General features: G+C 47.4%; 19 protein-coding genes. 9 read left to right on the top strand and 10 right to left on the bottom strand.

Annotated elements, in window-relative coordinates:
- Nucleotides 1-476 precede the first annotated feature (476 nt).
- Genes JT26_RS05935 through JT26_RS05905 form a run of 7 tightly spaced genes read left to right on the top strand, consistent with a single transcriptional unit; the run spans nt 477 to nt 9,133 of the window.
- Nucleotides 477-1,727, top strand: coding sequence for an efflux RND transporter periplasmic adaptor subunit (locus JT26_RS05935; protein WP_036847757.1), 1,251 nt, complete (start codon nt 477-479; stop codon nt 1,725-1,727).
- A 4-nt stretch (nt 1,728-1,731) separates the two neighbouring features.
- Nucleotides 1,732-3,006, top strand: coding sequence for an ABC transporter permease (locus JT26_RS05930; RefSeq protein ID WP_036847547.1), 1,275 nt, complete (start codon nt 1,732-1,734; stop codon nt 3,004-3,006).
- Between the two features lie 15 nt (nt 3,007-3,021).
- Nucleotides 3,022-4,293: an ABC transporter permease gene (locus tag JT26_RS05925; RefSeq protein ID WP_036847544.1), complete on the top strand. Its 1,272-nt coding sequence runs from the start codon at nt 3,022-3,024 to the stop codon at nt 4,291-4,293.
- Nucleotides 4,294-4,353: 60 nt separating this feature from the next.
- Nucleotides 4,354-5,022 (top strand): ABC transporter ATP-binding protein, encoded by a 669-nt coding sequence (locus JT26_RS05920; RefSeq protein WP_036788401.1) that lies wholly within the window; start codon nt 4,354-4,356, stop codon nt 5,020-5,022.
- Between the two features lie 24 nt (nt 5,023-5,046).
- Nucleotides 5,047-6,336 carry an ABC transporter permease gene (locus JT26_RS05915; RefSeq protein ID WP_036788198.1) on the top strand — a complete coding sequence of 430 codons (1,290 nt, stop codon included), beginning with the start codon at nt 5,047-5,049 and terminating at the stop codon, nt 6,334-6,336.
- A gap of 2 nt (nt 6,337-6,338) precedes the next feature.
- The gene (locus JT26_RS05910) at nt 6,339-7,601 is read left to right on the top strand and encodes an FtsX-like permease family protein (RefSeq protein WP_036847541.1); all 1,263 of its coding nucleotides are present in this window, start codon (nt 6,339-6,341) and stop codon (nt 7,599-7,601) included.
- Nucleotides 7,602-7,624: 23 nt separating this feature from the next.
- A complete protein-coding gene (locus JT26_RS05905) occupies nt 7,625-9,133 on the top strand; it encodes a TolC family protein (protein WP_052110387.1) in 1,509 nt (502 codons plus the stop codon).
- Here JT26_RS05905 and JT26_RS05900 read toward each other — a convergent pair.
- From JT26_RS05900 to JT26_RS05855, 10 genes are all read right to left on the bottom strand, one after another.
- The gene (locus JT26_RS05900) at nt 9,120-9,686 is read right to left on the bottom strand and encodes a DUF4924 family protein (RefSeq protein ID WP_036847538.1); all 567 of its coding nucleotides are present in this window, start codon (nt 9,684-9,686) and stop codon (nt 9,120-9,122) included. The genes JT26_RS05905 and JT26_RS05900 overlap by 14 nt on opposite strands.
- Before the next feature lie 671 nt (nt 9,687-10,357).
- On the bottom strand, nt 10,358-10,546 hold the full coding sequence (locus JT26_RS05895) for a hypothetical protein (protein ID WP_036788192.1): 189 nt from the start codon (nt 10,544-10,546) through the stop codon (nt 10,358-10,360).
- A gap of 24 nt (nt 10,547-10,570) precedes the next feature.
- Nucleotides 10,571-10,951, bottom strand: coding sequence for a hypothetical protein (locus JT26_RS05890; RefSeq protein ID WP_036788190.1), 381 nt, complete (start codon nt 10,949-10,951; stop codon nt 10,571-10,573).
- Between the two features lie 36 nt (nt 10,952-10,987).
- Entirely contained in the window at nt 10,988-11,350 is a 363-nt protein-coding gene (locus JT26_RS05885; RefSeq protein WP_036788187.1) for a hypothetical protein, read from the bottom strand.
- A 99-nt stretch (nt 11,351-11,449) separates the two neighbouring features.
- Entirely contained in the window at nt 11,450-11,926 is a 477-nt protein-coding gene (coaD, locus tag JT26_RS05880) for a pantetheine-phosphate adenylyltransferase (RefSeq protein ID WP_036847533.1), read from the bottom strand.
- A gap of 9 nt (nt 11,927-11,935) precedes the next feature.
- Nucleotides 11,936-12,688, bottom strand: coding sequence for a tRNA pseudouridine(38-40) synthase TruA (gene truA / locus JT26_RS05875; RefSeq protein WP_152567001.1), 753 nt, complete (start codon nt 12,686-12,688; stop codon nt 11,936-11,938).
- A 4-nt stretch (nt 12,689-12,692) separates the two neighbouring features.
- Nucleotides 12,693-13,940: a uracil-xanthine permease family protein gene (locus JT26_RS05870; protein ID WP_052110386.1), complete on the bottom strand. Its 1,248-nt coding sequence runs from the start codon at nt 13,938-13,940 to the stop codon at nt 12,693-12,695.
- 73 nt (nt 13,941-14,013) lie between these two features.
- Nucleotides 14,014-15,198 (bottom strand): glycosyltransferase, encoded by a 1,185-nt coding sequence (locus tag JT26_RS05865; protein WP_036847530.1) that lies wholly within the window; start codon nt 15,196-15,198, stop codon nt 14,014-14,016.
- A 15-nt stretch (nt 15,199-15,213) separates the two neighbouring features.
- Nucleotides 15,214-15,828, bottom strand: coding sequence for an SIS domain-containing protein (locus tag JT26_RS05860; RefSeq protein WP_036788179.1), 615 nt, complete (start codon nt 15,826-15,828; stop codon nt 15,214-15,216).
- A gap of 55 nt (nt 15,829-15,883) precedes the next feature.
- The gene (locus JT26_RS05855) at nt 15,884-18,217 is read right to left on the bottom strand and encodes a GH92 family glycosyl hydrolase (RefSeq protein ID WP_036847525.1); all 2,334 of its coding nucleotides are present in this window, start codon (nt 18,215-18,217) and stop codon (nt 15,884-15,886) included.
- 668 nt (nt 18,218-18,885) lie between these two features.
- Between JT26_RS05855 and JT26_RS05850 the strand changes: the two genes are divergently transcribed.
- Both JT26_RS05850 and JT26_RS05845 read left to right on the top strand, forming a co-directional pair.
- Entirely contained in the window at nt 18,886-21,045 is a 2,160-nt protein-coding gene (locus JT26_RS05850) for a translation factor GTPase family protein (protein ID WP_036847522.1), read from the top strand.
- 177 nt (nt 21,046-21,222) lie between these two features.
- Nucleotides 21,223-22,929 (top strand): tetratricopeptide repeat protein, encoded by a 1,707-nt coding sequence (locus JT26_RS05845; protein ID WP_036847519.1) that lies wholly within the window; start codon nt 21,223-21,225, stop codon nt 22,927-22,929.
- Nucleotides 22,930-22,968: the final 39 nt, after the last annotated feature.

Here is a 22,968-nt window from a genome sequence, read left to right as displayed (position 1 = left end):
AACGTATTAAATGAAATCGGTAAATACGTTTATTGATTTCGCTTAATACTTTAAGCCGACCAAATATACTGCTTTGGCGTTTTGGATGAATAGGTATCGGAATTTGTGTTAATAAAACAGGGTGGATTTAACAGTTTGGTCGTGCTCTGAAAACGACCCCTCCGGAGCAAATAGAGAGAGGCTAAAAAAGTGAGCATTTTTCGGTATGGAATATATAAAAATGAGTGTCGGAGAAGGGGCTGTTTCGCAAGAAATTTTTGGCTCTCCCGCTTCTTGTTTTTGGGGAAGCAGGAAAGGCAAAATCGGGAGCACAAGCGGACAACTGTCCGTTCGGAGTGTCCGTTTTCGGAGCAAAGTGTCCGATAATGGACACTCCCTATTTGTTGTTTGTTTTGTATATCAGTTGGTTAGCTGTTTTGGCATACCCATTGCTCCTATTTTGGCAAAGTGAAACAAACAGAAACAACGAACAGAATATGGATCGTGTAATATCAAAGACAGAGCGCCAAAAGGTGCAGAGAAAAAAGTGGTTGAAGTACGGCATCATTGCAGTGCCTGTGGTTGTGGTCATTGTGCTGCTGGGCATTTGGATGAAACCCTCCGTGGATATGAAAGATATCCTTATGGCTACGGCAGACAAAGGCAATATAGAGGTCTCCGTAAATGGTTCGGGCAGAGTGGTGCCATCCATAGAGGAGGTGATCGTTACTCCCATTTCGAGCCGGATATTGGAAGTCTACAAGCGAGGAGGAGATTCTCTGGATGTGGGTACACCTATCTTGAAGCTCGATCTTGCCAGTACGGAGACGGAGTACAACAAGATGTTGGATCAGCTTGAGATGAAGAAGTATGAGATCGAGCAGCTCAAGGCTCGCTCTCACAGCAGTCTGAGCGACTTGGAGATGCGTGTAAAGGTGGGAGAGATGCAGACTCGTCGCAAACAGGTAGAGATGCGGAACGAAAAATATCTGGACAGCATCGGAGCCGGTACACAGGATAGAGTGAGAGAGATAGAGCTGGGCTACAATGTCTCTACCCTTGAACAGGAACAGCTTCAAAAGCAACTTTCCAACAGCCGAACCGTAGCCGAAGCAGAGCTTAAAGTGAAGATGTTGGAGCTGCGAATCTTTCAGAAGAGCGTGGCAGAGATGAAGCGCGTCTTGGATGATGCCCAGATCCGTTCGCCCCGTAAGGCTGTGCTCACTTTCATCAACACTCAGGTGGGAACACAAGTACCTGCCGGAACGCAGGTGGCAATCATATCGGATCTTTCTCATTTCAAGGTCGAGTGCGAGATTGCAGACGCTTACAGCGACAGAGTACGCACGGGATCCAAAGTGATAGTACGTGTCGGCAAGACATCGCTGACCGGTATCGTGGGCAGTGTAACCCCGATGTCCAAGAACGGTGTAATCTCTTTCATGGTTCAGCTGGACGAGGATGCCCACTCCGTTTTGCGCTCCGGTCTTAGAGCGGATGTGCATGTGCTCACTTCGGAGAAAGAGGATGTGGTGCGCATTGCTAACGGTACTTACTACGCCGGTGCAGGTATATACAATCTTTTCGTGCTGGATGGCAAGAATACTCTTGTACGTCGGGAGGTCAAGCTTGGAGAGAGCAACTTTAGTCATGTAGAGGTTGTTTCCGGGCTTCAACAGGGGGACAAAGTGGTGGTGAGCGATATGAAGCAGTACGAAAACAGGAGTTCACTCTCTCTAAAACAGTAAGAAGATGAAACAGCTGATAAGAAACATCAAACAGAACAGAGTGCTTTATGGCATACTCATAGCGAGTTTTTCTATTTCGATAGCCTTCTCTATGGTGGTTTACATGATCTATTTCTTCAGCACAGGAGATATAGGGATAGAGAACAATAGAAGTCGTATGCTTTTCTCAGATGCAGGTAGAACATATAAGAAAGAACCGAGATCGGATATCAATACGGGTATATCTCTTGATCTTGCAAAGGTATTGTACGAAGATCTACCCGGAGTGGAGATGGTGGCATACAACAGTTGGGCGCTTTCGGAAACAACGAAACAGGCAGAGCAATGTATATCCAGATCGCACGTTTCGGGGGTAGCGGGCAACGAAACCAGCGCTATGGTAAAGCTGGTAGATCCAACCTTTTTCCGAATGTATGAGTTCATATTTTTGAGCGGAAAGCCTTTTGATGCAGAGCGCAATAAGGACGAAGATAACGATGCTGTGATCTCCGATAAGTTGGCAAAGCATCTGTTCGGTTCGGAAGATGCTGTTGGGAAATATATCCGACTCAATATGGGAAAAGAGATTAAGGTGTCCGGCGTGGTAGAGCAAGTTGGTGCACTCTTCTCTAATGCTTATGCAGAGGTTTATTTGCCTGCGGTTCATCGGCGGTTCAGTCCCGAAAGAAGTGCAGAAGGGACACGTGGTCGTTGTTTGGCAGTGCTACTTCTGGAAAAGGGTGCATCTATCAAGCAGGTAACGGATATTGTTGAAGATCGTTTGGCAAAGCATAATGCGACTCTTTCCGAGTATGCTGTGGAAGTGGGACTGAAAGATATCAAGGGAAAGATGTTGTCTTTCGGAGAAAATGGTACAGCCAGACTGATAGTAGTGCTACTGCTGGGTATTCTTGTGCTTGTACCTGCTCTGACAATGAGCAGTATGGTTTCCACGCTGGTGGAGAAGCGCAGGGGAGAGATCGGTGTGCGTAAAACCTACGGCGCAACAGTGGTGAAAATCGTGAAGATGCTCATTTGGGAAAATCTCCTGATGACCATGTTTGCCGGCATTATAGGCATCATCCTCTCTTTTATTTTGGTCTATCTTTCCAAAAACTGGCTTTTGGCAGGTATGGCAGGTACGATGGATGTCGATGCTTTACAGATTCCGGTAAGTGCCATTTTGAGTCCGAGCGTGTTGCTGGTCCTCTTTGGGGTTTGCCTCCTGTTGAGCTTACTCTCCGTGGTATATCCGGCATATCGTTATGCTAAAGCCGAAATCATACAAACCATTAAATAGAAATCTGACACAGTTATGAGACAACTGATACATAAAATGTGGAATGAGCGTCGCTCCAATGTGGCTCCGGTCGCAGGGTTGTTTATTACATTCATTCTGATGTGGTACTGTATGGACATATTTTATGTCTCGATGAACTCCCTGCTTAAAAGTAGCGGATACAATATAGATCACGTATACAGAGTGGAGATGAGAGCCAATAGGACATTCTCTTATGAGGGAATGGATATGGAGCAGATCAATGAGATAAACCGTAAGAATGCGGAAAGAATACTCTCCAGACTGCAAGACATCAATGGCGTAGAGGCTGCAACGCTCATCGTGGGTACCACTCCGTACACGGGAAATATGTTTCAAGCCTATGCTTTGGAGCAGGATACCATGCTTACGGAAGCTAAAGTGATCTATACGACAAAGGGGTACTTCGATACGTTCGGAGTAGAAGTGGATAAAGAGGTGCTCGAACATTGGGGAGAAATAGCACCGAGATATGCTGCAGTAACTCCCGAACTGGCTCATGGTGTATGGGGAGAAGTGGATGTAAAAGGACGTCTATTCAAAGACTTTTACAGTGTGCAATACAGCCCTACAGACGAATATCGAGAGATGAACAAGTTTACGGTGGGAAGCGTGATCCCTTCGATGAGACTGGAAGAGTTTGAACGTTTCGAGCCTTTTGTGATAGCACCCATGCCGCTGTATATGTATATGCCGTCTGCCGACTTCTTTATCCGAGTACGTTCAAAAGTGGACAGCGATCACTTTGTCGAGGACTTCATGAATGAGTATAGGAATGAGTTGAGTCAGGGACCCTCTTATCTCAACAACGTGGAGGCACTGAAACAGACACGAGATACTTATAACCTCTCTAACGGGAACACGTTGGTGATGCGTGGGGTGCTGTCTGTGATGATCTTTTTCCTCCTCAACATATTTCTCGGAATAGGTGGAATCTTTTGGTTCCGTATGCAAGGACGAGTAAAGGAGATAGGTGTAAAGAAGGCGATGGGTGCTACCAATGTGAGCATTGTCCTTGAAGTGATGGCGGAGGTAGTGTATATACTGCTTTTCGCAGTCCTGCCTGCCATCGTGGTCTGTGCCTTTTTAGCTTACAACGATATTATTATCACCATAAACGATCTTATGGATAATAGCATCGGAAGATTCGGTATGGCTATCGTTCTGACCTTAGTGGCATTTTTGATTATTTCTATTATTGCCGCAGCTATTCCCGCTACAAGGGCGATGAGAATACTTCCGATAGATGCTCTTAAAGAGAAAGAGTAAATGTAAAACAAGAACAGAATAACAAACTATAAAACTAAAAACAGTATGGAAACAAACACAATGATCCGCCTTACAGGCATCAACAAAATTTACAGAACAGAAGAGATTGAAACATTGGCACTGGACAATGTGAACTTGGAAATAGAAAAAGGAGAGTTTTTATCCATTATGGGACCTTCGGGATGCGGTAAGTCCACGCTTTTGAACGTGATAGGTCTGCTCGATAAGCCTACTGCCGGAACGGTGGAACTGGTCGGAAAGAAAACCGATGGACTTTCGGATAAAGAGCTTGCCCGCTTTCGCAACCAACATCTTGGCTTTGTTTTCCAAAGTTTTCACCTTATCAACTCCCTCAATGTGCTGGACAACGTAGAGCTTCCTCTCCTTTATCGTGGAGGCGTATCCGGTTCGGAACGCACACGATTGGCTAAAGAGGTTTTGGAGAGAGTGGGTCTCAGCAGCCGCATGAAGCATCTTCCAAGTCAGCTATCGGGCGGACAGTGTCAGCGTGTCGCAATAGCTCGTGCATTGATAGGCAACCCCACTATTCTACTTGCGGATGAGCCTACCGGTAATCTCGACTCCAAGATGGGCGCAGAGGTGATGTCGCTTCTTCAAGAGCTTAACAGAGAAGACGGACGTACTATTGTCATGGTAACGCACTCCGAAAAGCAGGCAGAACAAACCCATCGGATCGTTCGTTTCTTCGATGGTAGACAGATACAGTAAGCCTAACCATTAAATCCAGAGACAATGATCAAGCAATATATTAAGCACGCTTTCCGCCTGATAAAAGAGGCTCCCGTGCTCAGCACCATCATGATTCTTGGAACGGCTCTTGCTGTTTGCATGCTCATGATAAAGTTTATGGTGCATAGCGTGGAGACCGGTTCGGTCTATCCCGAAGTGAATAGAGATCGCACACTGTATATCTCTTATATTAAGTCTATCTACAAAGATCCGGAGGGTAAAAACGGAGGAGAGAGCAACGGAGGCATAGCAAGATTTTTCGTTGAAGAGATTCTCAAACCTATCGAAAGTGCAGAGGTTGTGGCATCGTACCTGTTCAGACAGGACGGGACACCGTTCTCCGCTCCCGGTTCCAAGAATAATGCTCAAGGTGTAACACGGGGAACCGATGCGCAGTTCTGGGATGTTTTCCGCTTTAAGTTCATCAGCGGATCGCCCTTTACGCAAGAAGATTTCGACAGCAGGCTTGCTAAGGCGGTGATAGATGAAGATATGGCTCGTAAGGTGTTCCAGACTACCGATGTGGTCGGACGCGAAATCCTTATCAATTTTAGCCCTTACACTATTGTGGGAGTGGTGGAAAACGCATTCGAGTTGGCGCAAGATGCGTATGCCAATGCCTGGTATCCCTACTCCGTAGAAGATTTCCCTGAGACAACAGAGCCTTCCGGAAATGTGATGGTTGCCGTTATGGCAAAGAGCAAAGCGGACTTTCCGGAGATAAGAGCAGAGGTAGAGAAACGGATAGAGCAGTTCAATGCCGACAAGAGTCGCACTCACAGAGTCAGTTTAATGGAGCAACCGGACGACTTTTGGGTACACTTCAACAGGTCTGCATCCAATATCCCGCCCGATATGAAGGAGGTAAACCGGACAAACATCGTATCCATCCTGATCTTTTTGCTTATTCCGGCGATCAATCTTGCGGCGATGACCTCTTCCCGTATGCAGAAACGATATGCGGAGTTAGGGCTTAGAAGATCTTTTGGAGCAACGAAAGGAGGATTGCTCAATCAGGTTCTTTCGGAGAGCTTTATACAGTCCCTTTTAGGCGGTATCCTTGGATTTGTCCTCGCCGTAATCTTTGTTTATCTCTCAAGCAATACATTGTTTCAAGGCAATTATTATACTTATTCCGATGGAGTGGCGCTACCTGTTTGGAACATCATATCCGTACAAGCATTCCTGATGGTACTGTTGTGCTGCTTTGTGATCAACTTCATTTCCACTTTCATACCGGCATGGAGAGCCACTAAGAAGCCTATTGTAGAATCCTTATCACTCAAGAAATAGTCATGATAAAGCATCAACTTAAAATAATGTGGAATGAGCGCAGACAGAATATTGCCATCTTCCTCGAACTTCTTCTGGTTCTACTCTGCTTTTGGGGCATTATGAATATATTTTACAACAGGATTTCGGAAGCACTAAAACCGACCGGATTCGATACTGCCCACACTTATCGCATTTTTCATAGCATCTTACCCAACACCTCTCCGCTTTATATCGCTCCGGAGAGCGATGGTTATCGCACCTATGCAGCCAGTATGCTGGAGGTGAAAAACCGCTTGAAGAAGTTGCCAGAAGTGGAAGCCGTTGCTATTTCGATGCACTCTACGCCTCATATGGGTAGTAACCGTATAACCACTTTATCTTCCGATTCTCTGCATGTACAAGATTGGGTTATGGTCCGTGGCGTGGAACCGGAATTCTTGGACATCTTCAGGATTATGGACGAACAAGGCAGTACGGAAGCCTTCAAGAGAGCTCTTCGAGATAATAAGCTGGTCATCTCCAAAGGTCTGAACGAAGCTTTAGTTCCGAATAACGTCAATCCGATAGGTCTGGAGTTGAAAGAGAGCGATGGAAACATCTTTGGCATCGTCGGAGGAGTATCCGGAGACCTCAAGCAGAATACCTTTTATTGGTGGAACACCTCTCTCTTTCAGCTGCTTTATCCTACCGAAGAGGAGTTTATCTCCTATGGAGACCATCCGAATCTCCCGTATCTGGAGATCTCTATGCGCATCAAACCTTCTGCCGATCACGCTTTCAAGGAGCGTTTTCTCAAGGAAATTGCTCCCACGCTGCACAATTGTAACCTGATCGTTTCCGATATAAGGAGTTTTGCAGAAATGAAAAGCAGCTTCGATGCTCCGTATATAAAGCAGATGAAAAACTATGCTTCCATCGTCATATTCTTTGCCATCAATGTTCTGCTTGGTGTCATCGGTGTCTTCTGGTACCGTACAGACCAGCGCAAACATGAGATGGGCGTTCGGATGGCACTCGGAGATCGTGCGGCGGCACTGCTTCGCCGCTATATCGGAGAAGGGCTTCTGCTTTTGCTTTTCACCATTCCTTTTGCTCTTCCACTCTCTTACGGCATCTCGAAGCTGGGGTTTGCCTTCTGGTGGGATACCATGACTTTAGAGCGTTTCCTATGGGGATTCGGGTCGGCTTACCTGCTCATGATGCTGATGGTAATACTTGGCATCTGGATTCCTGCCCGTAAAGCAGTAAACATTCCGCCATCCGTCGTGTTGAAAGAAGAGTAATAACAACCTCAAAATACGCAGTAATGAAACAATACTTCTATCATAACTTTTTCATTTGCGTTTGTATTGTGCTATGCGCCATCCTGCCTGCTTCCGGGCAGGATGTGCAAGCACAGTCGGACTCGATAGCGCAAACCCTCACACTCGAACAAGCCATAGAGATGGCACAAGCCCAAAGTGTGGATGCCGTAGTGGCGCTCGACCGTCTGCGTACAGCCTACTGGCAGTATCGCACATACCGTGCAGAGCTGTTGCCGGAAGTGAACTTTACGGGAGATCTGCCCAACTACAAGAGCGGCTATAACCTCTATCAGGAGGGAGACGGCAGCTACAAGTTCGTCCGCTCCCGCCTTTTGCAGGCAAGCGGATCGCTCTCCATAGATCAGAACATCCCTCTCACCGGCGGTCGCATCTCGGTGGTCTCCTCGCTGGAGTATGTCCGTCCGTTCACGAAAGCCAATCACTTTCTCACCATTCCGGCAACCATCACGCTGGTTCAGCCCATTCTCGGCTACAATGCACTCCGTTGGCAGACCAAGATACAGCCGGTAAAGTATGAAGAAGCCAAGGCTGCTTATCTCGAAGAACGGGAGAAAACCACGATGCGGACTATCAGCCACTTCTTCGAGTTGCTGCTTGCAGACGAAAATCTGCGCATCGCAATCCAAAACAGAGAGAACGCCAAAAAGCTGCACGAAGTGGCTAAAGCAAAACGGGAGATGGGGCAGATCTCGGAGAACGAACTGCTACAACTGGAGCTGAACCTGCTTCAAGCCAACGGGAAAGAGACGGAAGCACGCTCGCTCAGAAACGGCAAGCTGTTCCGCTTGAAGTCTTTTCTCGGCATCATCACAGACGGAGACATCCTCCCCGTAGTGCCTGCATCGGTAGATGCCAAGCGCATCCACTATGGCGATGTACTGGCTAAGGCTCACAAAAACAACTCTTTCGTGCATCGCATCCGCCGTAAACAGCTCGAAGTGGACAGCGAAGTGGCACGCGCCAAAGGCGAACGCTACAAGGTGGATCTCTTTGCTTCGCTCGGATATACCGGACAACACGAACAGTGGAGAGAGGCTTACGGCAATCTTCAAGAGAATCAGATCGTACAGGTAGGCGTTAGGATACCTCTGCTCGACTGGGGCAAACGAAAAGCAAGAGTGAAGATGGCGGAGAGTGCCCGTGATGTGATGCGCTCGCAAATCAAGCAAGAGACTCAGCAGTTCGACCAAGATCTGTTCCTTTTGGTAGAACAGCTCAACAACCAAGCACAACAACTCCACATTGCACGCAGTGCCGACCGCATCGCCGAAAAGCGGTACAAGACCGGCATAGAGACCTTCATGATAGGCAAGATAAGCACTCTGGAGCTGAACGATGCACAGAAAGCCAGAGACGAAGCACGGCAGAAACATATCTCCGAACTCTTCTTCTACTGGTACTACTTCTACCAAGTGCGCAGCCTGACCCTCTTCGACTATATCAAAGAGAGCGAAATATCTTACGACGCAGACCTGTTTAAGCGTTTGTAGGAAAGTGGGACAGAGAGATTTCTCCTTCTTCTACGGCATGGAACCTGTCCGCCAACATGGCAAGGAACAGAGAGATCTGCCTGATGGCTTCCATCGTAGAAGGGGAGACTTCGTCCCCTTTCAGCCGAAGGGTCATATAGCCATAGACGGCGATATAAGCGGTCTCTATCTCTCCGACGGGCTTGGACGACTTCTGCTTTGTACGCAGATGAACCAAGTAGGGAAGGGTTTTGTAGAAGAGAGCCGAATAGATACCTTGCGTGGGATCTTCCAGCAATGCCTTATGGAGTGAGCCGAGGTGCTCTATCAGCTTGGAGAGCTGAGGCAGGTGTCCTTCCGCAGTAGCTCCGGACGCTATAAGCTCATCGCGCAGAGAGAGATACCATTGGAGTGTCTCGGACTGCAACGGCTCTTCCAGCCGGTATTGGTTCTTGACGTAAGAGGTGATCGCCTCGGTGTCGAGCTTCAGTGCGCGCAGAATATCTTCTACCTGCCACATGTAGAGGAGGTATTCGGAGATATTTTCTTTTCGTTTCTTTCGAGCTACTATCATGGGTATGGATAATGGTTGGTCTCGGTGCAAATGTAGAGAAAATATGTCAGAGATAAGAGCCGGTTTCAAGTGCACTTTTATATAAAAACGGAGTGCTCACGCTCTGCTCCGAAACTGCTCCGTTTTCTCTCTTTTTGGAGTGAAATTTTCTGTTCTCTGTTGTAATGATTTGAAATAGAGAGAAATATAAATCAGCGCGAATTTGGAAAAATTTTTTTCTCAGTCCGTTTGATGGGGCTTTTTCGCGTTAATAGGTGTAAATTTTAACACCCGTGTCTGTAAACGTTTCCTAATGAAGAAATTTGCCTTTTCAGGTGTATTTTAGGGCAAAAATATGTAGCGGTCTGATTATTAACACCTTAACCATTTTGGCTAAACACGTTAATCGAATCCGGTAAACGTGTTTAATGAAATCACTAAACGTGTTCGTTGAAAAATTAAACACGTTAAGCCGGAAGAATATGCTCGTTTAGCGTTTTTGCTTAACAGGTATCGAAAATAGTGTTAATAAAACGGGCTGATTTAACAAATCCGGTACCCCTCTGAAAACGACCCCTCCGATCAAAATAGAGAGCCGAAAAAAAGGGAGCATTTTTCGGTATGGAATATATAAAAACAACGTGTACGAAACGGTCTCCGTACACGCTGTTTTTATGGGTTGAATATGGCTCTCAAATCACCCTTAATATGACCGAAATGATTCCGATGATACCTATACAGAGTTTGATAATAGGCCATACAAAACGAGTGTTTCCCTTTTTATTTCCGAGATTTTGCTTTTTGAGCCTGGAAATGTCCGAAATGGAAAGAATAACCAACAGAATGGCAATGATGAGTATGCCTGCCAAATAGAGTGTCATACCTGCAGAGTGTGAAGTGTGAGACTACTTGGTGGTTTGCACTTCCGGTGTCGGCACTGCCGGCTTATAGCCTTGAGAAGCGGTGTCCGACATGATCTTCTTCTCTACCAACAAGCCGTCTTGGAAGATGAGATAGGTGTAGGTGATGAGTAGATTGGAACCCTCATACTGGGTGTGTCTGTACACCAATGTCTCTATCACTTTGCCCTCTTTATCTTTGTAGAACTCTGTGCCTTGAAGACTGCTCTTCATGGAGCGCAGCTGGCGCAGTACGTCATTCTTCTTGGCTCCGTAAGAGATGGCATCCATCTTGCTGGCGTAAGAGGGTCCGAATATTCCGCAACCGCTCAGACCCAACGTGCAGGCAAGCAGAGCCGCTGCAAAAAAAGTTTTTTTCTTCTTCATATATATAGTGTTTGTTTTCTCTTCTGTGCTTTGGGATTATCTCCTGCGGGGATGTGCGGGAGGCATCGGACGTCTTGGTATAAACATTCCGGGACGGGATACCTGCTTCTCCACAAGGATGTTGTTCTTGAAGATGAGATGTATATACTGCACGGAGAAGGGAGTATCTCCCTGATTGTCTTTATAAGTGAGAATCTCTATCATGTCTCCGTTGTCGTCCCGGTAAAACTCCTGATTATCGAACATCATGCTTATGGGACGCAGACGCCTTTGAGCTTCTTGCTTGGTGATTCCGGGCGGTAGATCTTGAAGATCTCTGTATGCTCTCATCATGGAACAGCCGCTTAACAGAAGCGCAACAACGGCAATCAGTGCCATCAAAATAACTTTTCGGTTCATGGTTTGCTCCTCTCTGTGTCTTATGGTTTTTATTAAAATCCCCCATGTAAACAGGGGTCGAAGCAAATTTAGATAAAAGCAGACAGAGAAACAAGCCTTTTACTCTTCCGGCTGAGGCAGATATTGCTTATAAGGTTCTCCGAACGATGCCAGCTCTCGAACGAGAGAGGAGCTGACGGAACAGAGTTCGGGGGCGGAGAGAAGCAGTACGGTTTCGAGGTTGAAGTGCTTGCGGTTGAACTCTGCCATGTTTCTCTCATACTCCATATCCGCTACGTTGCGTATCCCACGTATCAGCAGAGAAGCCCCATGAGCTTGGGCGAAAGCACCGGTGAGTCCTTCATAAGCCACGATAGAGATGGCCGGAACTTTTGCATAGATGCGGCGCAGGGTCTCGACCCTCTCTTCCACGGAAAGAAAAGGCTGCTTGTTGCGGTTGATACCTACGACAATGATGAGCCGGTCTACTATCTCCAGTGCCCGTAAGGCTATGTCGTGATGTCCGATGGTATAGGGGTCGAAGCTTCCGGCATATATCCCTGTTCGGGGATGCGGTGTAGAGAATGCTGTATCCATATCCGTTGGTTAAAAGTTATATTTGATATCCACAAGCGAAAGCCCTTCGGCAGGGGCGGACATCCCTGCTGCCGAGCGGTCTTTCTGTTCTAAAATATTTCGTATCCCTTCCGGAGCCATCTTTCCACGCCCTACCAAAAAGAGTGTACCCACGATGGCTCGTACCATATCCCTTAAAAAACGGTCTGCGGTAATCTCGAAACGGTAGCCTTCGCCCTCTTCCCGTACCCACTCTGCACGTTTGACGGTGCAGATATTGGTCTTGACATCCGTGTGGAGCTTGCTGAAAGAGGTGAAATCCTGCTTTCCCAACAGAAACAGAGCCGCTCGGTTCATCGCTTCTATATCCAAAGGGTGGTGGACAAACGTGGAGAAGTGTCTCAGGAACGGGTCTCTGTTGAAGTGGATACGGTAGTGATAGGTGCGCTCGACGGCATCGAAGCGGGCGTGAGCGTCTGTGGCAACTTCGTATATCCGGTAGATTGTAATGGTTCTTGGGAGCAAGCGGTTGATCTTATGCGCATCGAACGGGAGGGTATCCCCCTCAAAGTCGAAGTGTGCCACCATTCGGGCGGCATGAACTCCGGCATCCGTGCGTCCGGCACCAACGATGCTTACGGGCTTTTGTGCTATCGTACTCATCGCCTTTTCGATGCTCTCCTGCACGGTGATGCCGTTGGGCTGTATCTGCCAACCCGAAAAGGAGCTGCCGTCATAGCCCAACTCCATGAAGTATCGCTTTATAACCGGTTGCTCTTTCATCTTGTTATGCTTGTTCGCACTCTTCCCGGCGACGCTTTTCTTTCTCTTTTTCCTTTTTGCTTAAAGGCAAAATGAGGTTGAGCAGCACGGCAACCACGGCAGAAAGCCCGATGCCGGAGAGAGAGAAATCGCCATAAGAGAACACCGCACCGCCTATACCGATGGTGAGGGTAATGGAGATGATCACCACGTTACGGGTATTGGTCATGTCCAGTTTATGTTGCATCAGATTGACGATGCCGGCACTTGCAATGGTTCCAAAGAGTAACAGCATGATACCGCCCAGTACAGCCGGAGGAATGCTCTTGAGCAGCGCACTCACTTTACCTATCATCGAGAAGACGATACCGGTAACAGCTGCTATGCGGATCACTACCGGGTCTGTTACTTTGGTCAATGACATCGCACCGGTAACCTCTGAATAGGTTGTTACGGGCGGGCCTCCGATAAAGCTTGCAGCTATACACGCCAGTCCGTCTCCGAGTAGAGTGCGGTGAAGTCCGGGGTTCTTGACGAAATCTTTACCGGTTACCGTATTCACCACATATACATCGCCGATGTGTTCGATAACGGGAGCTATTGCAACAGGAATCATAAACAGAATGGGTTCCCACGCAAAACCTTCGTAAGGAATGAATTGAGGAAGTCCGAACCATGGGGCTGTTGCAACGGCAGACAGATCCACTCTTCCGAGAGAGAGGGCTAAGAGGTAGCCGACAAGGATACCACAGAAGATGGGAATCAGCTTCAGAAGACCTCGTGTATAGATTGTAACAAACACCGCAACGGCTAAAGAGACTATTGCCAACAGCCAGTCCTGATTCGCCATATTCACTCCGGCAGAGGAGAGACTCAGTCCGATGAGAATGATTACCGGACCTATCACGACGGGAGGAAAGAGTCGGCGGATCACTTTAAGCCCTTGCCACTTGACGAGAGCACTCATAATGAGATAGACCGCTCCTACTCCGACAATGCCGGAAATGGTACCGCTCAATCCATAAAGCTCGGTGGCTTTGATAATGGGAGCGATAAAGGCAAAACTGCTACCGAGAAAAATTGGCACGATGCCCTTGGTAACGAGGTGGAAGATGAGCGTTCCTATCCCGGCAGAAAAGAGTGCCGTGGAGGGATCAAGCCCTACAAGAAGAGGAACTAAAACAGTAGCTCCGAAAGCTACGAATAGAAACTGAACACCGACAATGCACTTGCGCGGAGTGCTGAGTACGATGGGTTCTGTGGGTTGGTTCATTCTGTTTACAGGTTTTTAATATAGATGTTTACAAAATTAGTCAATTAGCCATACTCTGCAATATGACACTCGTTCAGCTCTGCCCTCGCAGTCGGGAGGCATAGAGCCGTAAGTGTTGTTCGGCGACCTTTGTGTACGAGTAGCACGATACGGCTTTCTCTCTTGCGGCGGAACGCATTGCCAGATACTCCGAAGGTGGCAGCAGAAGCATCTGTTCTATCTTCTTTGCCAGATCCGAAGGGTTGGCATACTCTGCCAAAAAGCCACTCTTTCCCGGCTGTATCATTTCGGGTATTCCTCCGGTCTCGAATGCCACAACAGGTGTACCGCAACTCAGGCTCTCCATGATAGTGCAGGGGAGATTCTCAAACAGAGACGGAACCACCAGCATACAGGCAGAACGGTAAAGCTTAATCATCTCCTCTTCCGAGCCGATGTATCCATGAAGAACCACCGGAAGGGTTTCCAGAAGAGCGGAAGCGTGAGGAGAGAGCTTTCCAAAAACATCTACCACCACGTTCATCTCCTTCAAGGGCAGACGATGAAGAGCGGAGAGCAGTTCGTCGAACCCTTTTCGGGGGTCGTCTGTCTGCACCGCGCCCACCACTATACGCTTCTGCTCCAAAGAGAAAGAGGCAGGAGGGGAGAAGCTGTCCGTGTCTATCGCATTCGGTATGGTGGTTATGTCGAGACCTTTTGTGAGTTTGGAAGCTCTTGCTTTCCCGGCAATCCATTCGCTGCAACAGATAAAAGAGGGGCGGAGAACGGGGTATATCCTCTGCTTCCGGCGCCATACACGATTCACAAGAGAGCTCTCCTTGCCGCTCCAAGGTGATTCGTAGCTGTTCGGATCGCCCAAATGTGGAGACACTGCGGTGAATGGCCACATGTCGTGAGTGGTCCAAAAGAGCGGCTTCCCCGTACTCGCGAGCCGTTCCAATCCTTTCAGGGAGAGCATCCCATGGTTTATCCAGTGCAGATGAATTACATCCGCCCACTTCACCAATGGGTGCAACGAAATGTCTCTACCCCATAAAGCCGTGGAGATATGGAAGATCTTATCTCTGCGGAAACCGTTATGCAGATAGATCTCTGCGCGTTCCGCCACAAAGTTGAACCGGTCTGCAACGCTTTTTTTCTCCAAAGAGAGAAACGCCACATCGACATCCGGCATCATAGAAAAAGCATCTCTCAAACGGCGTGCAGCTATTGCCGCTCCACCGCCGGAGAGATGCGTATTTACGATGAGGATATTCACGGTCTCGAAGCGTCGTTACAGCTCTTCGCTTTTAGCCCTACTCTTCGATCCCAGATAGCCGCCGTGATGACGCTTGGAATACTCCGAGTAGGAAAATCCGATGGCTTCCATCACGCCCACAACGAGAAGATCGCCCATGACGGTCATTACCGTTGTGCTGGTCGTGGGAGTCAGTCCGAGCGGACAGACCTCTTTAGGCGATCCCGTATGGAGGACGATGTTGGCATTTTGAGCCAATACGCTCTCCGTATCGCTTGTAATGCAGATGTACGGAATACCCGGAACAAGCCTGCGAGACAGCTCTACCAGTTCGAGTATCTCTCTTGTCTTGCCGGAGTTGGAGATAAGAAGCATCAGGTCATTTGGGCAGACTATTCCAAGATCCCCATGCTGTGCTTCGCTCGGATGCAGAAAAAAGGCGGGAGTACCTGTACTGCTGAATGTCGTAGCCATGTTTGCCGCGATCTGTCCTGCCTTACCCATACCGGATGTAACCAGTTTACCTCCATTGGTATGCACATGTTTAAGTATAAGATCTATAGCCTCCTGATAGCACGAACCTAAAGGAATGTTTCGTACGGCACGAGCTTCCTGTTCGAGTATCTCGGAAAGGTTTTCTATTGTAAGCATAGCGGTTATTCTTCTATTGCATTTATTAACAGGAGTCAAAGATACGCCATTTTTCTCATAGCTTGTTTCCGCTTACGGCTCTTCCGTATTCGTTCGAGAAGGAGTAAGGCTTGTCTTCTTCCGTTGTTCCCCTTTCTCTGTTGGGTTTGTTGCTCATCTCGAAAGAGATCTCACCGCCTTTCAGCAGCTGCGAATAGGTCAGGAAGTTTTTGTTCCATACTTTCCCGTCCACCGTCATACCATATATATAAGGAGTGTCGGACGTGTTGCCTTTTGCATTCAGAAGCAGTCTCCTGCCATTGGGAAGAGCGATTTTCACTTTCGGGAAAATCGGAGAGCCCAATACGTATTGCTCGGATGCAGGAGCAACCGGATAGAATCCGAGTGCGGAGAAAACGTACCAGGCAGAAGTCTGACCATTGTCTTCATCACCGCAGTAACCGTCCGGTGTGGGCTTGTAAAGCTTATCCATCACTTCACGCAAACGGCTTTGCGCCTTCCACGGTTCGCCTATATAGTTGTAGAGATATATCATGTGTTGTATGGGCTGATTACCGTGCGCATAGTTGCCCATATTGGCTATCTGCATCTCTCGAATCTCATGAATCACAAAGCCATAATAGCTCTCATCGAAGACAGGAGGAGTAGAGAACACGGAGTCGAGCATAAGACTCATTTTCCTGTCTCCGCCCATCAGAGAGGCGAGACCTTTCGGATCATGAAACACAGACCATGTATAGTGCCACGCATTCCCTTCCGTGAAAGCGTCTCCCCACTTCAAAGGAGAGAACGGTGTCTGAAAAGTACCGTCGCTGTTCCTGCCTCTCATAAGGGATGTTTCGGAGTCGAACAGATTGCGATAGTTCATGGCTCTCTGTGCAAACGTGTTCAGAAGAGACGCTTCCCACTTTAGTTTTCTTCCCAGCTGCCATATACACCAGTCATTGTACGCATATTCCAGCGTGCGTGCGGCACTCTCCTTTATCCCAATATCGCACGGAACGTATCCCAGCTCATTGTATGCTTCCCAACCTTTGCGACCTGTGGACGACACAGACGGATGCACAGCGTTGGCTCCGTGTAGCAGTCCGGCTCGGAGTGTGGCGGTATCTTTCACCATGACTCCCTTGAGATAGGCATCGGCAAGGACGGACGCAGAGTTGTTGCCCACCATGCAGTCTCTATGTCCGGGACTTGCCCACTCCGGAAAGAATCCGCTTTCGCGGTAGCTGTTGAGCAGTCCCTCCTGCATCTTGATGTTCTCATCCGGATAGAGGAGATTAAGTAGCGGAAAGAGAGAACGGAATGTATCCCAAAAGCCGGTATCGGTGTAGAGATAGCCCGGAAGCACCTGTCCGTTGAACGGACTGTAATGGACGATCTTTCCTTTCGGGTCTATCTCGTAAAATCTTCTTGGAAAGAGGAGAGAGCGATAGAGTGCGGAGTAAAATGTGCGCCGTTGGTCGGTGCTGCCGCCCTCTATCTCTATGCGACCCAATAACCTGTTCCACTCCGCTCTGCCACTGTCTCGCACCTGCTCGAAGCTCTTGTCTGCCACTTCCAAAAGGTTCTGCGCCGCCTGCCGTGCGCTGATGAACGAGGAGGCTATCCTGATCTCCACCTCCGGAGACTTTATCTCCACAGCCACTCTGGCGTGTCCCGCGACATCCGGCTCTATCTTGCGAATGCTCTTTATCGGTGTGGAAAACTTCAGGGTAAAGTAGCAGGCAAAATTTTCGGGCACGCCTCCGCTGTTTTTTCGTGAGATCCCTTGCAGCGTGTAAGCATCTTTCTGCTCTATGAGAGAGCCGGAGTCGAAAGCATCCAGCAGCAACCAACGGAGCTGTTCTGCCCTGCTCTTTTTCGGATAAGCTACTCTGAATATCACGGCTCGTTCCGTTGGGGTCAGCTCCACAAAGGTGTCATGGGAGGCAAGATATACGCTATAATAATAGGGTGTAACGCTCTCTGCCTTGTGCGAAAACCATGAGGCGGAATGCTCGGTATCGAAAAGCGAGTACCACTTCTTCATATCTTCCGCCCCCTCTCCGTGTGGAGCAGGAGGAGCCATCAGGGGCATGATGAAAAACTGCCCGTAGTCGTTGATCCAGGGACTGGGTTGATGGGTCTGCTTGAAGCCTCTTATCTTGTGAGCCGTATAGGTGTACTGCCAGCCGTCTCCGGGCTTTCCGGTCATCGGTGTCCAGCTGTTCATGCCCCACGGTCTGCCTATAACCGGATAGGTATTCCCCGAACTGAGTTCAAAACTACTCTGTGTCCCTATGAGAGGAGATACATAATCTACGGGAGATTGTGCCGAAAGATCGTAACCGGCTATGTGGAAAAGGAGAATTGCCAGAGTGGCAAAAAACGCTTTGGAATGTTTCATGTCTGTAAAATATCTCCCCTAAAGGTAGAGGAGTTTGACGAAAAAAGCAATATCCAAGTTCTACTAATTTCTCTGTGAGTAAGCCGGTTACAAATGCTTACAGCCTTATCCCATATTTAAGGATGTGTATGCAATTTGCTTTTAAGCTGTTCGATAGTTCTTTTTATCGTGTTAAAAAAGAGGATTGAAGTTTTATGAATCTTGAAATCAAGGCTTGATGTTTGCAAATCAAAACTTGAGTCCTGCTTCTCAAGGTTTGACTTTCAATATTCAGCTCCTGATTTGTAAATTTTAATGCGTTTGGAGAAAGAAACAGACAGGTTCGGGAGAACTTTTGGATGGCTTTATCAAAAGAGTTTTATCCGTCTTTTCGTGGCTCTTTCGGGTAACGGCATTCTTTCCGAAAGGCTTCCGGCGGTGTGGAGCAAGAGAATTACCGAAAAGCAGGTATGTCTGTCTAATTTATTGTAATAGAGTGTTCTGTATCTTTGATACAAAGCGATGACCTCTCCATCGGTACAAAAACGGACAAAATGTTGTTTTTCTGAAATATTAGTACTAATTTTCGGGGAAAGTCGCAGAGTTTTGCCCGACAGAAGAGGGCATTTTGGCTCTGAGACATATAAAATAAGCTATTATAATTTCAAACCATCTTACATAAGGACGTTATGAAAGTGTACCAAACCGAAGAGATTAAAAATATCTCTATACTGGGCAGTTCAGGCTCAGGTAAAACCACGCTTGCGGAAGCAATGCTATTTGAAGGCGGTGTCATTAAGCGTAGAGGAACAGTGGAAGCAGGAAATACTGTTTCGGACTACTTCCCGGTAGAAAAAGACTATGGATATTCTGTGTTCTCTACGCTGTTTTCAGTAGAATGGCAAGGTAGAAAGCTCAACTTTCTCGACTGCCCCGGATCCGATGACTTCGTAGGTGCAGCGGTTTCTTCTCTTAGTGTTACAGATACGGCTCTGATGGTCGTAAATGCTCAGTACGGTATAGAAGTGGGGCTGATCAATCAGTTCCGTTATACAGAGCAGTTTAAGAAACCGGTGATCTTCATCATCAATCAGCTTGATCATGAAAAAGCCGACTTTGATAACAGCGTAGCCCAGCTGCAAGAAAGATACGGCTCCAAAGCCGTTCCGGTACAATATCCGGTAACCGTGGGTACAGGCTTTAACGAGATCGTGGACGTCCTTAAGATGAAAATGTACCGCTGGAAACCGGAAGGCGGTGTACCCGATGTGCTCGACATACCCGAACAGGAGCAGGAAAAGGCTATGGCTTATCACCAGGCATTGGTGGAAGCAGCAGCAGAAAACGATGATGCGTTGATGGAGAAGTTTTTTGATCAAGGCACATTATCGGAAGAGGAGATGAGAGAAGGTATCAGATTGGGTCTTGTGTCTCGCAGCATCTTCCCGATATTCTGCGTAAGTGCTCTTAAAGATATGTGCGTGAGACGTACTTTGGAGTTTCTTGGAAATATCGTTCCATGTACAGATAAGATGGAACCTGCCCTTACCAATGAGGGTGAAGAGGTAAAAGCCGACTCTGCAGGTCCTGTAAGCCTTCTCTTTTTCAAGAGTGCCATAGAGCCTCATATTGGAGAAGTGGACTACTTCAAGGTTATGAGTGGTACGGTGAAAGAGGGCGATGACCTCATTAACGCAAATAAAGAGAGCAAAGAACGCATCACTCAACTTTATGTGGCAGCGGGAGCAACTCGTGAGAAAGTGGCAGAGATGAAAGCCGGAGATATTGGCGCTACCGTTAAACTGAAAGACGTGAAAGTGGGACACAGCTTGAACGAAAAGGGCTGCTCTTACACTTATCCCGAAGTTCAGTATCCGGAGCCGAAGTATCGCAGAGCAATCAAGGCTGTGAACAGCAGCGATGCGGAAAAACTTTCGGAAGCGCTCACCCGTATGCACTCTGAAGATCCGACATGGATAGTGGAACAGTCCAAAGAGTTGAAGCAACTTATCGTACACGGACAGGGAGAGTTCCACTTGAGAACATTGAAGTGGAGACTCGAAAACAACGACAAAATTCCGGTAGAATTTTATGAGCCAAAGATTCCATACAGAGAAACCATCACCAAAGCCGCTCGCGCAGATTACAGACACAAGAAACAATCGGGGGGAGCAGGTCAGTTTGGCGAAGTGCATCTTATCGTAGAACCATACGAAGAGGGAACCCCTCTGCCTCAAAGCTATAAGTTCGGCGGTCAAGAGTTTAAGATCACAGCAAGAGATACTCAAGAGATCTCTTTGGACTGGGGTGGAAAGCTCGTCTTTGTGAACTCGATCGTTGGTGGAGCCATAGATGCCCGATTCCTTCCTGCCATATTAAAGGGTATTATGTCTCGCTTGGAGCAAGGTCCTCTTACCGGTTCTTACGCCCGCGATGTAAGGGTCGTGGTATATGATGGTAAGATGCACCCGGTGGATAGTAACGAAATATCCTTTATGCTTGCAGGACGTAACGCATTCAGTGAAGCGTTCCGCAATGCCAACCCGAAGGTATTGGAGCCGATCTATGACGTTACGGTCTCTGTTCCTGCAGACTATATGGGAGATGTTATGAGTGATCTTCAGACTCGGAGAGCCATCATCATGGGTATGAACAGTGCTGCCGGATATGAAAAGATCCAGGCGAAAGTTCCTCTTAAAGAGCTTTCCAGCTATTCGACATCGTTAAGCTCCATAACCGGAGGACGTGCAAGCTTCACAATGAAGTTCTCAGGATATGAGCTTGTTCCGACAGATGTACAAGAAAAACTTCTTGCAGATTATGCTGCAGAGAAGGAAAAAGACGAATAATAGAAGTTTGCTATGATTTTTGAGAGGGAGCTGCTCTGACAAGAGCAGCTCTTTCTTTGTTTGCCAAAGTGAATGTAAAGAAAATCATAAAAATACGCTATCTTTGTCTTGTTGTGTTCGTTCCTATCGGAATACAGCAGTACCATGATCGAAATTTATCTAACACAGTAAATTGATATGACAAAAAGAATTATTCTATCTGTTACTACTCTTGCTGTAGTATCTCTTTTGGCTTCATCGTGTGCGAAGCTGAAGCCTCTTCAAGCTCAGTACGTCAATGTGGATCCACAACCACTGGAACTGACAGCCGGAAAGGTGCCTGCTCAGGTTAATATCTCTTTCCCAAAGAAATGGTTTGCAAAGAAAGCACAAGTGAGCATCATTCCTGTACTAAGGTATCAAGGAGGAGAGATGGCGGCGGCACCCGTAGCCTATCAAGGTGAAAAGGTGCGTGGCAATGCTACCGTAGTGCCTTACGCTTCTGCGGAAAGAGTGGTGTTCCATACGGAATTTGACTACAAGCCGGAGATGCAAAAGAGTGATCTTTTCCTTACATTCCGTGCAAAGGTAGGCAAGAAAGAGGTGCGTCTTCCGGATGTAAAAGTGGGCGAAGGCGTTATAGCAACAGAAGCATTGGCTTCTACGGAGTATGTTACTCCTGCCATCGCTCCCGATGGATTCCAACGCATCATCAAGGAAGCGCATAATGCAAACATCCTCTTCCTTATCCAACAAGCCGGTCTTCGCCCTACGGAGTTGGCAAAAGCGGAAATGAAGGAGTGGAAGAGCATCGTAAAGAATGCCAATGATGCAGCAAACAAGAATGTAAATGTAGAGGTACGTGCTTACGCTTCTCCTGATGGAGCTTTCGATTTGAACGAAAGACTTGCGGGTCAACGTGAGAAAAATACGACCAACTACCTTAACAGAGAGTTGAAGAAGCAACGCATCAATGCTCCGGTAGCTGCTCACTACACGGCTGAAGACTGGGAAGGCTTTAAGGAACTTGTAGAGAAGAGCGAAATTCAGGATAAAGATCTTGTCCTTCGTGTTCTTTCCATGTACACAGACCCTATCCAGCGCGAACAGGAAATCAAGAATATTTCTGCTGTATTCCGCCAACTCGCAGACGATATCCTGCCTCAACTTCGTCGTTCTCGCTTGATAGCGAATGTTGAGATTATCGGAAAGAGCGATGAGGAGATCCTTTCTCTTTCTCAAAAGAATCCGGCTGCTTTGAATGTGGAAGAGTTGCTTTACTCTGCTACTCTCGTTCCGACTGCTGCGGAAAAGATGAATATCTACAAAAAAGCTACTGAACTTTTCCCTAATGATGCTCGTGCATGGAATAATATAGGTACTATCCTGTATGCTTCTAAAGAGTATGCAAATGCTGCGGAATACTTCAACAGAGCATTGGCAGTGGCTAAAGTGAATGGAAAAGATCTTGCAGAAGCTCAGCTTAATACCGGTCTTCTTGCTTTGAGAAGCGGAAACGTGGATCAGGCAAACAGCTTGTTCAGCGCGGCAACCAATGTACCAGAAATGGCAGAAGTGATGGGATTGATGCAGATCCGTCAAGGTAAATATGCCGAAGCTGCCAAAACACTTTCGGGATACGCCACAAATAATGCAGTGGTAGCTCAAATCCTTGCAAACGACTACAATAAGGCTGCCGAACTTATCGCTAAGATTTCCAATCCGGATGCGAAGACTTTCTACTTGAAAGCTCTTGTTGCTGCTCGCACAGATAATGCTTCTGTTGTGGAAGAGGCTCTAAAGGAAGCTGTTAAGCTTGATCCTTCCATCGTGAAGACAATCGCAATGGATCGTGAGTTCTCTAAATATGCGGCTAATCCGTTCTTCAAGTCTATTCTTAGATAATAGGACAAGATAGGGAAGTAGATTTCCCGATATACAGAA

This window comes from Porphyromonas sp. COT-108 OH1349, from assembly GCF_000768755.1.
Taxonomy (GTDB): domain Bacteria; phylum Bacteroidota; class Bacteroidia; order Bacteroidales; family Porphyromonadaceae; genus Porphyromonas_A; species Porphyromonas_A canoris.
The sequence above is the reverse complement of the archived record's forward strand: the minus strand, read 5'-3'. Positions and strand labels throughout refer to the sequence as shown.

Coding starts and splice junctions, on each gene's coding strand:
- JT26_RS05935 (WP_036847757.1), top strand. CDS start 477: ATGGATCGTGTAATATCAAAGACAGAGCGCCAAAAGGTGCAGAGAAAA.
- JT26_RS05930 (WP_036847547.1), top strand. CDS start 1,732: ATGAAACAGCTGATAAGAAACATCAAACAGAACAGAGTGCTTTATGGC.
- JT26_RS05925 (WP_036847544.1), top strand. CDS start 3,022: ATGAGACAACTGATACATAAAATGTGGAATGAGCGTCGCTCCAATGTG.
- JT26_RS05920 (WP_036788401.1), top strand. CDS start 4,354: ATGATCCGCCTTACAGGCATCAACAAAATTTACAGAACAGAAGAGATT.
- JT26_RS05915 (WP_036788198.1), top strand. CDS start 5,047: ATGATCAAGCAATATATTAAGCACGCTTTCCGCCTGATAAAAGAGGCT.
- JT26_RS05910 (WP_036847541.1), top strand. CDS start 6,339: ATGATAAAGCATCAACTTAAAATAATGTGGAATGAGCGCAGACAGAAT.
- JT26_RS05905 (WP_052110387.1), top strand. CDS start 7,625: ATGAAACAATACTTCTATCATAACTTTTTCATTTGCGTTTGTATTGTG.
- JT26_RS05900 (WP_036847538.1), bottom strand. CDS start 9,686: ATGATAGTAGCTCGAAAGAAACGAAAAGAAAATATCTCCGAATACCTC.
- JT26_RS05895 (WP_036788192.1), bottom strand. CDS start 10,546: ATGACACTCTATTTGGCAGGCATACTCATCATTGCCATTCTGTTGGTT.
- JT26_RS05890 (WP_036788190.1), bottom strand. CDS start 10,951: ATGAAGAAGAAAAAAACTTTTTTTGCAGCGGCTCTGCTTGCCTGCACG.
- JT26_RS05885 (WP_036788187.1), bottom strand. CDS start 11,350: ATGAACCGAAAAGTTATTTTGATGGCACTGATTGCCGTTGTTGCGCTT.
- coaD (WP_036847533.1), bottom strand. CDS start 11,926: ATGGATACAGCATTCTCTACACCGCATCCCCGAACAGGGATATATGCC.
- truA (WP_152567001.1), bottom strand. CDS start 12,688: ATGAAAGAGCAACCGGTTATAAAGCGATACTTCATGGAGTTGGGCTAT.
- JT26_RS05870 (WP_052110386.1), bottom strand. CDS start 13,940: ATGAACCAACCCACAGAACCCATCGTACTCAGCACTCCGCGCAAGTGC.
- JT26_RS05860 (WP_036788179.1), bottom strand. CDS start 15,828: ATGCTTACAATAGAAAACCTTTCCGAGATACTCGAACAGGAAGCTCGT.
- JT26_RS05855 (WP_036847525.1), bottom strand. CDS start 18,217: ATGAAACATTCCAAAGCGTTTTTTGCCACTCTGGCAATTCTCCTTTTC.
- JT26_RS05850 (WP_036847522.1), top strand. CDS start 18,886: ATGAAAGTGTACCAAACCGAAGAGATTAAAAATATCTCTATACTGGGC.
- JT26_RS05845 (WP_036847519.1), top strand. CDS start 21,223: ATGACAAAAAGAATTATTCTATCTGTTACTACTCTTGCTGTAGTATCT.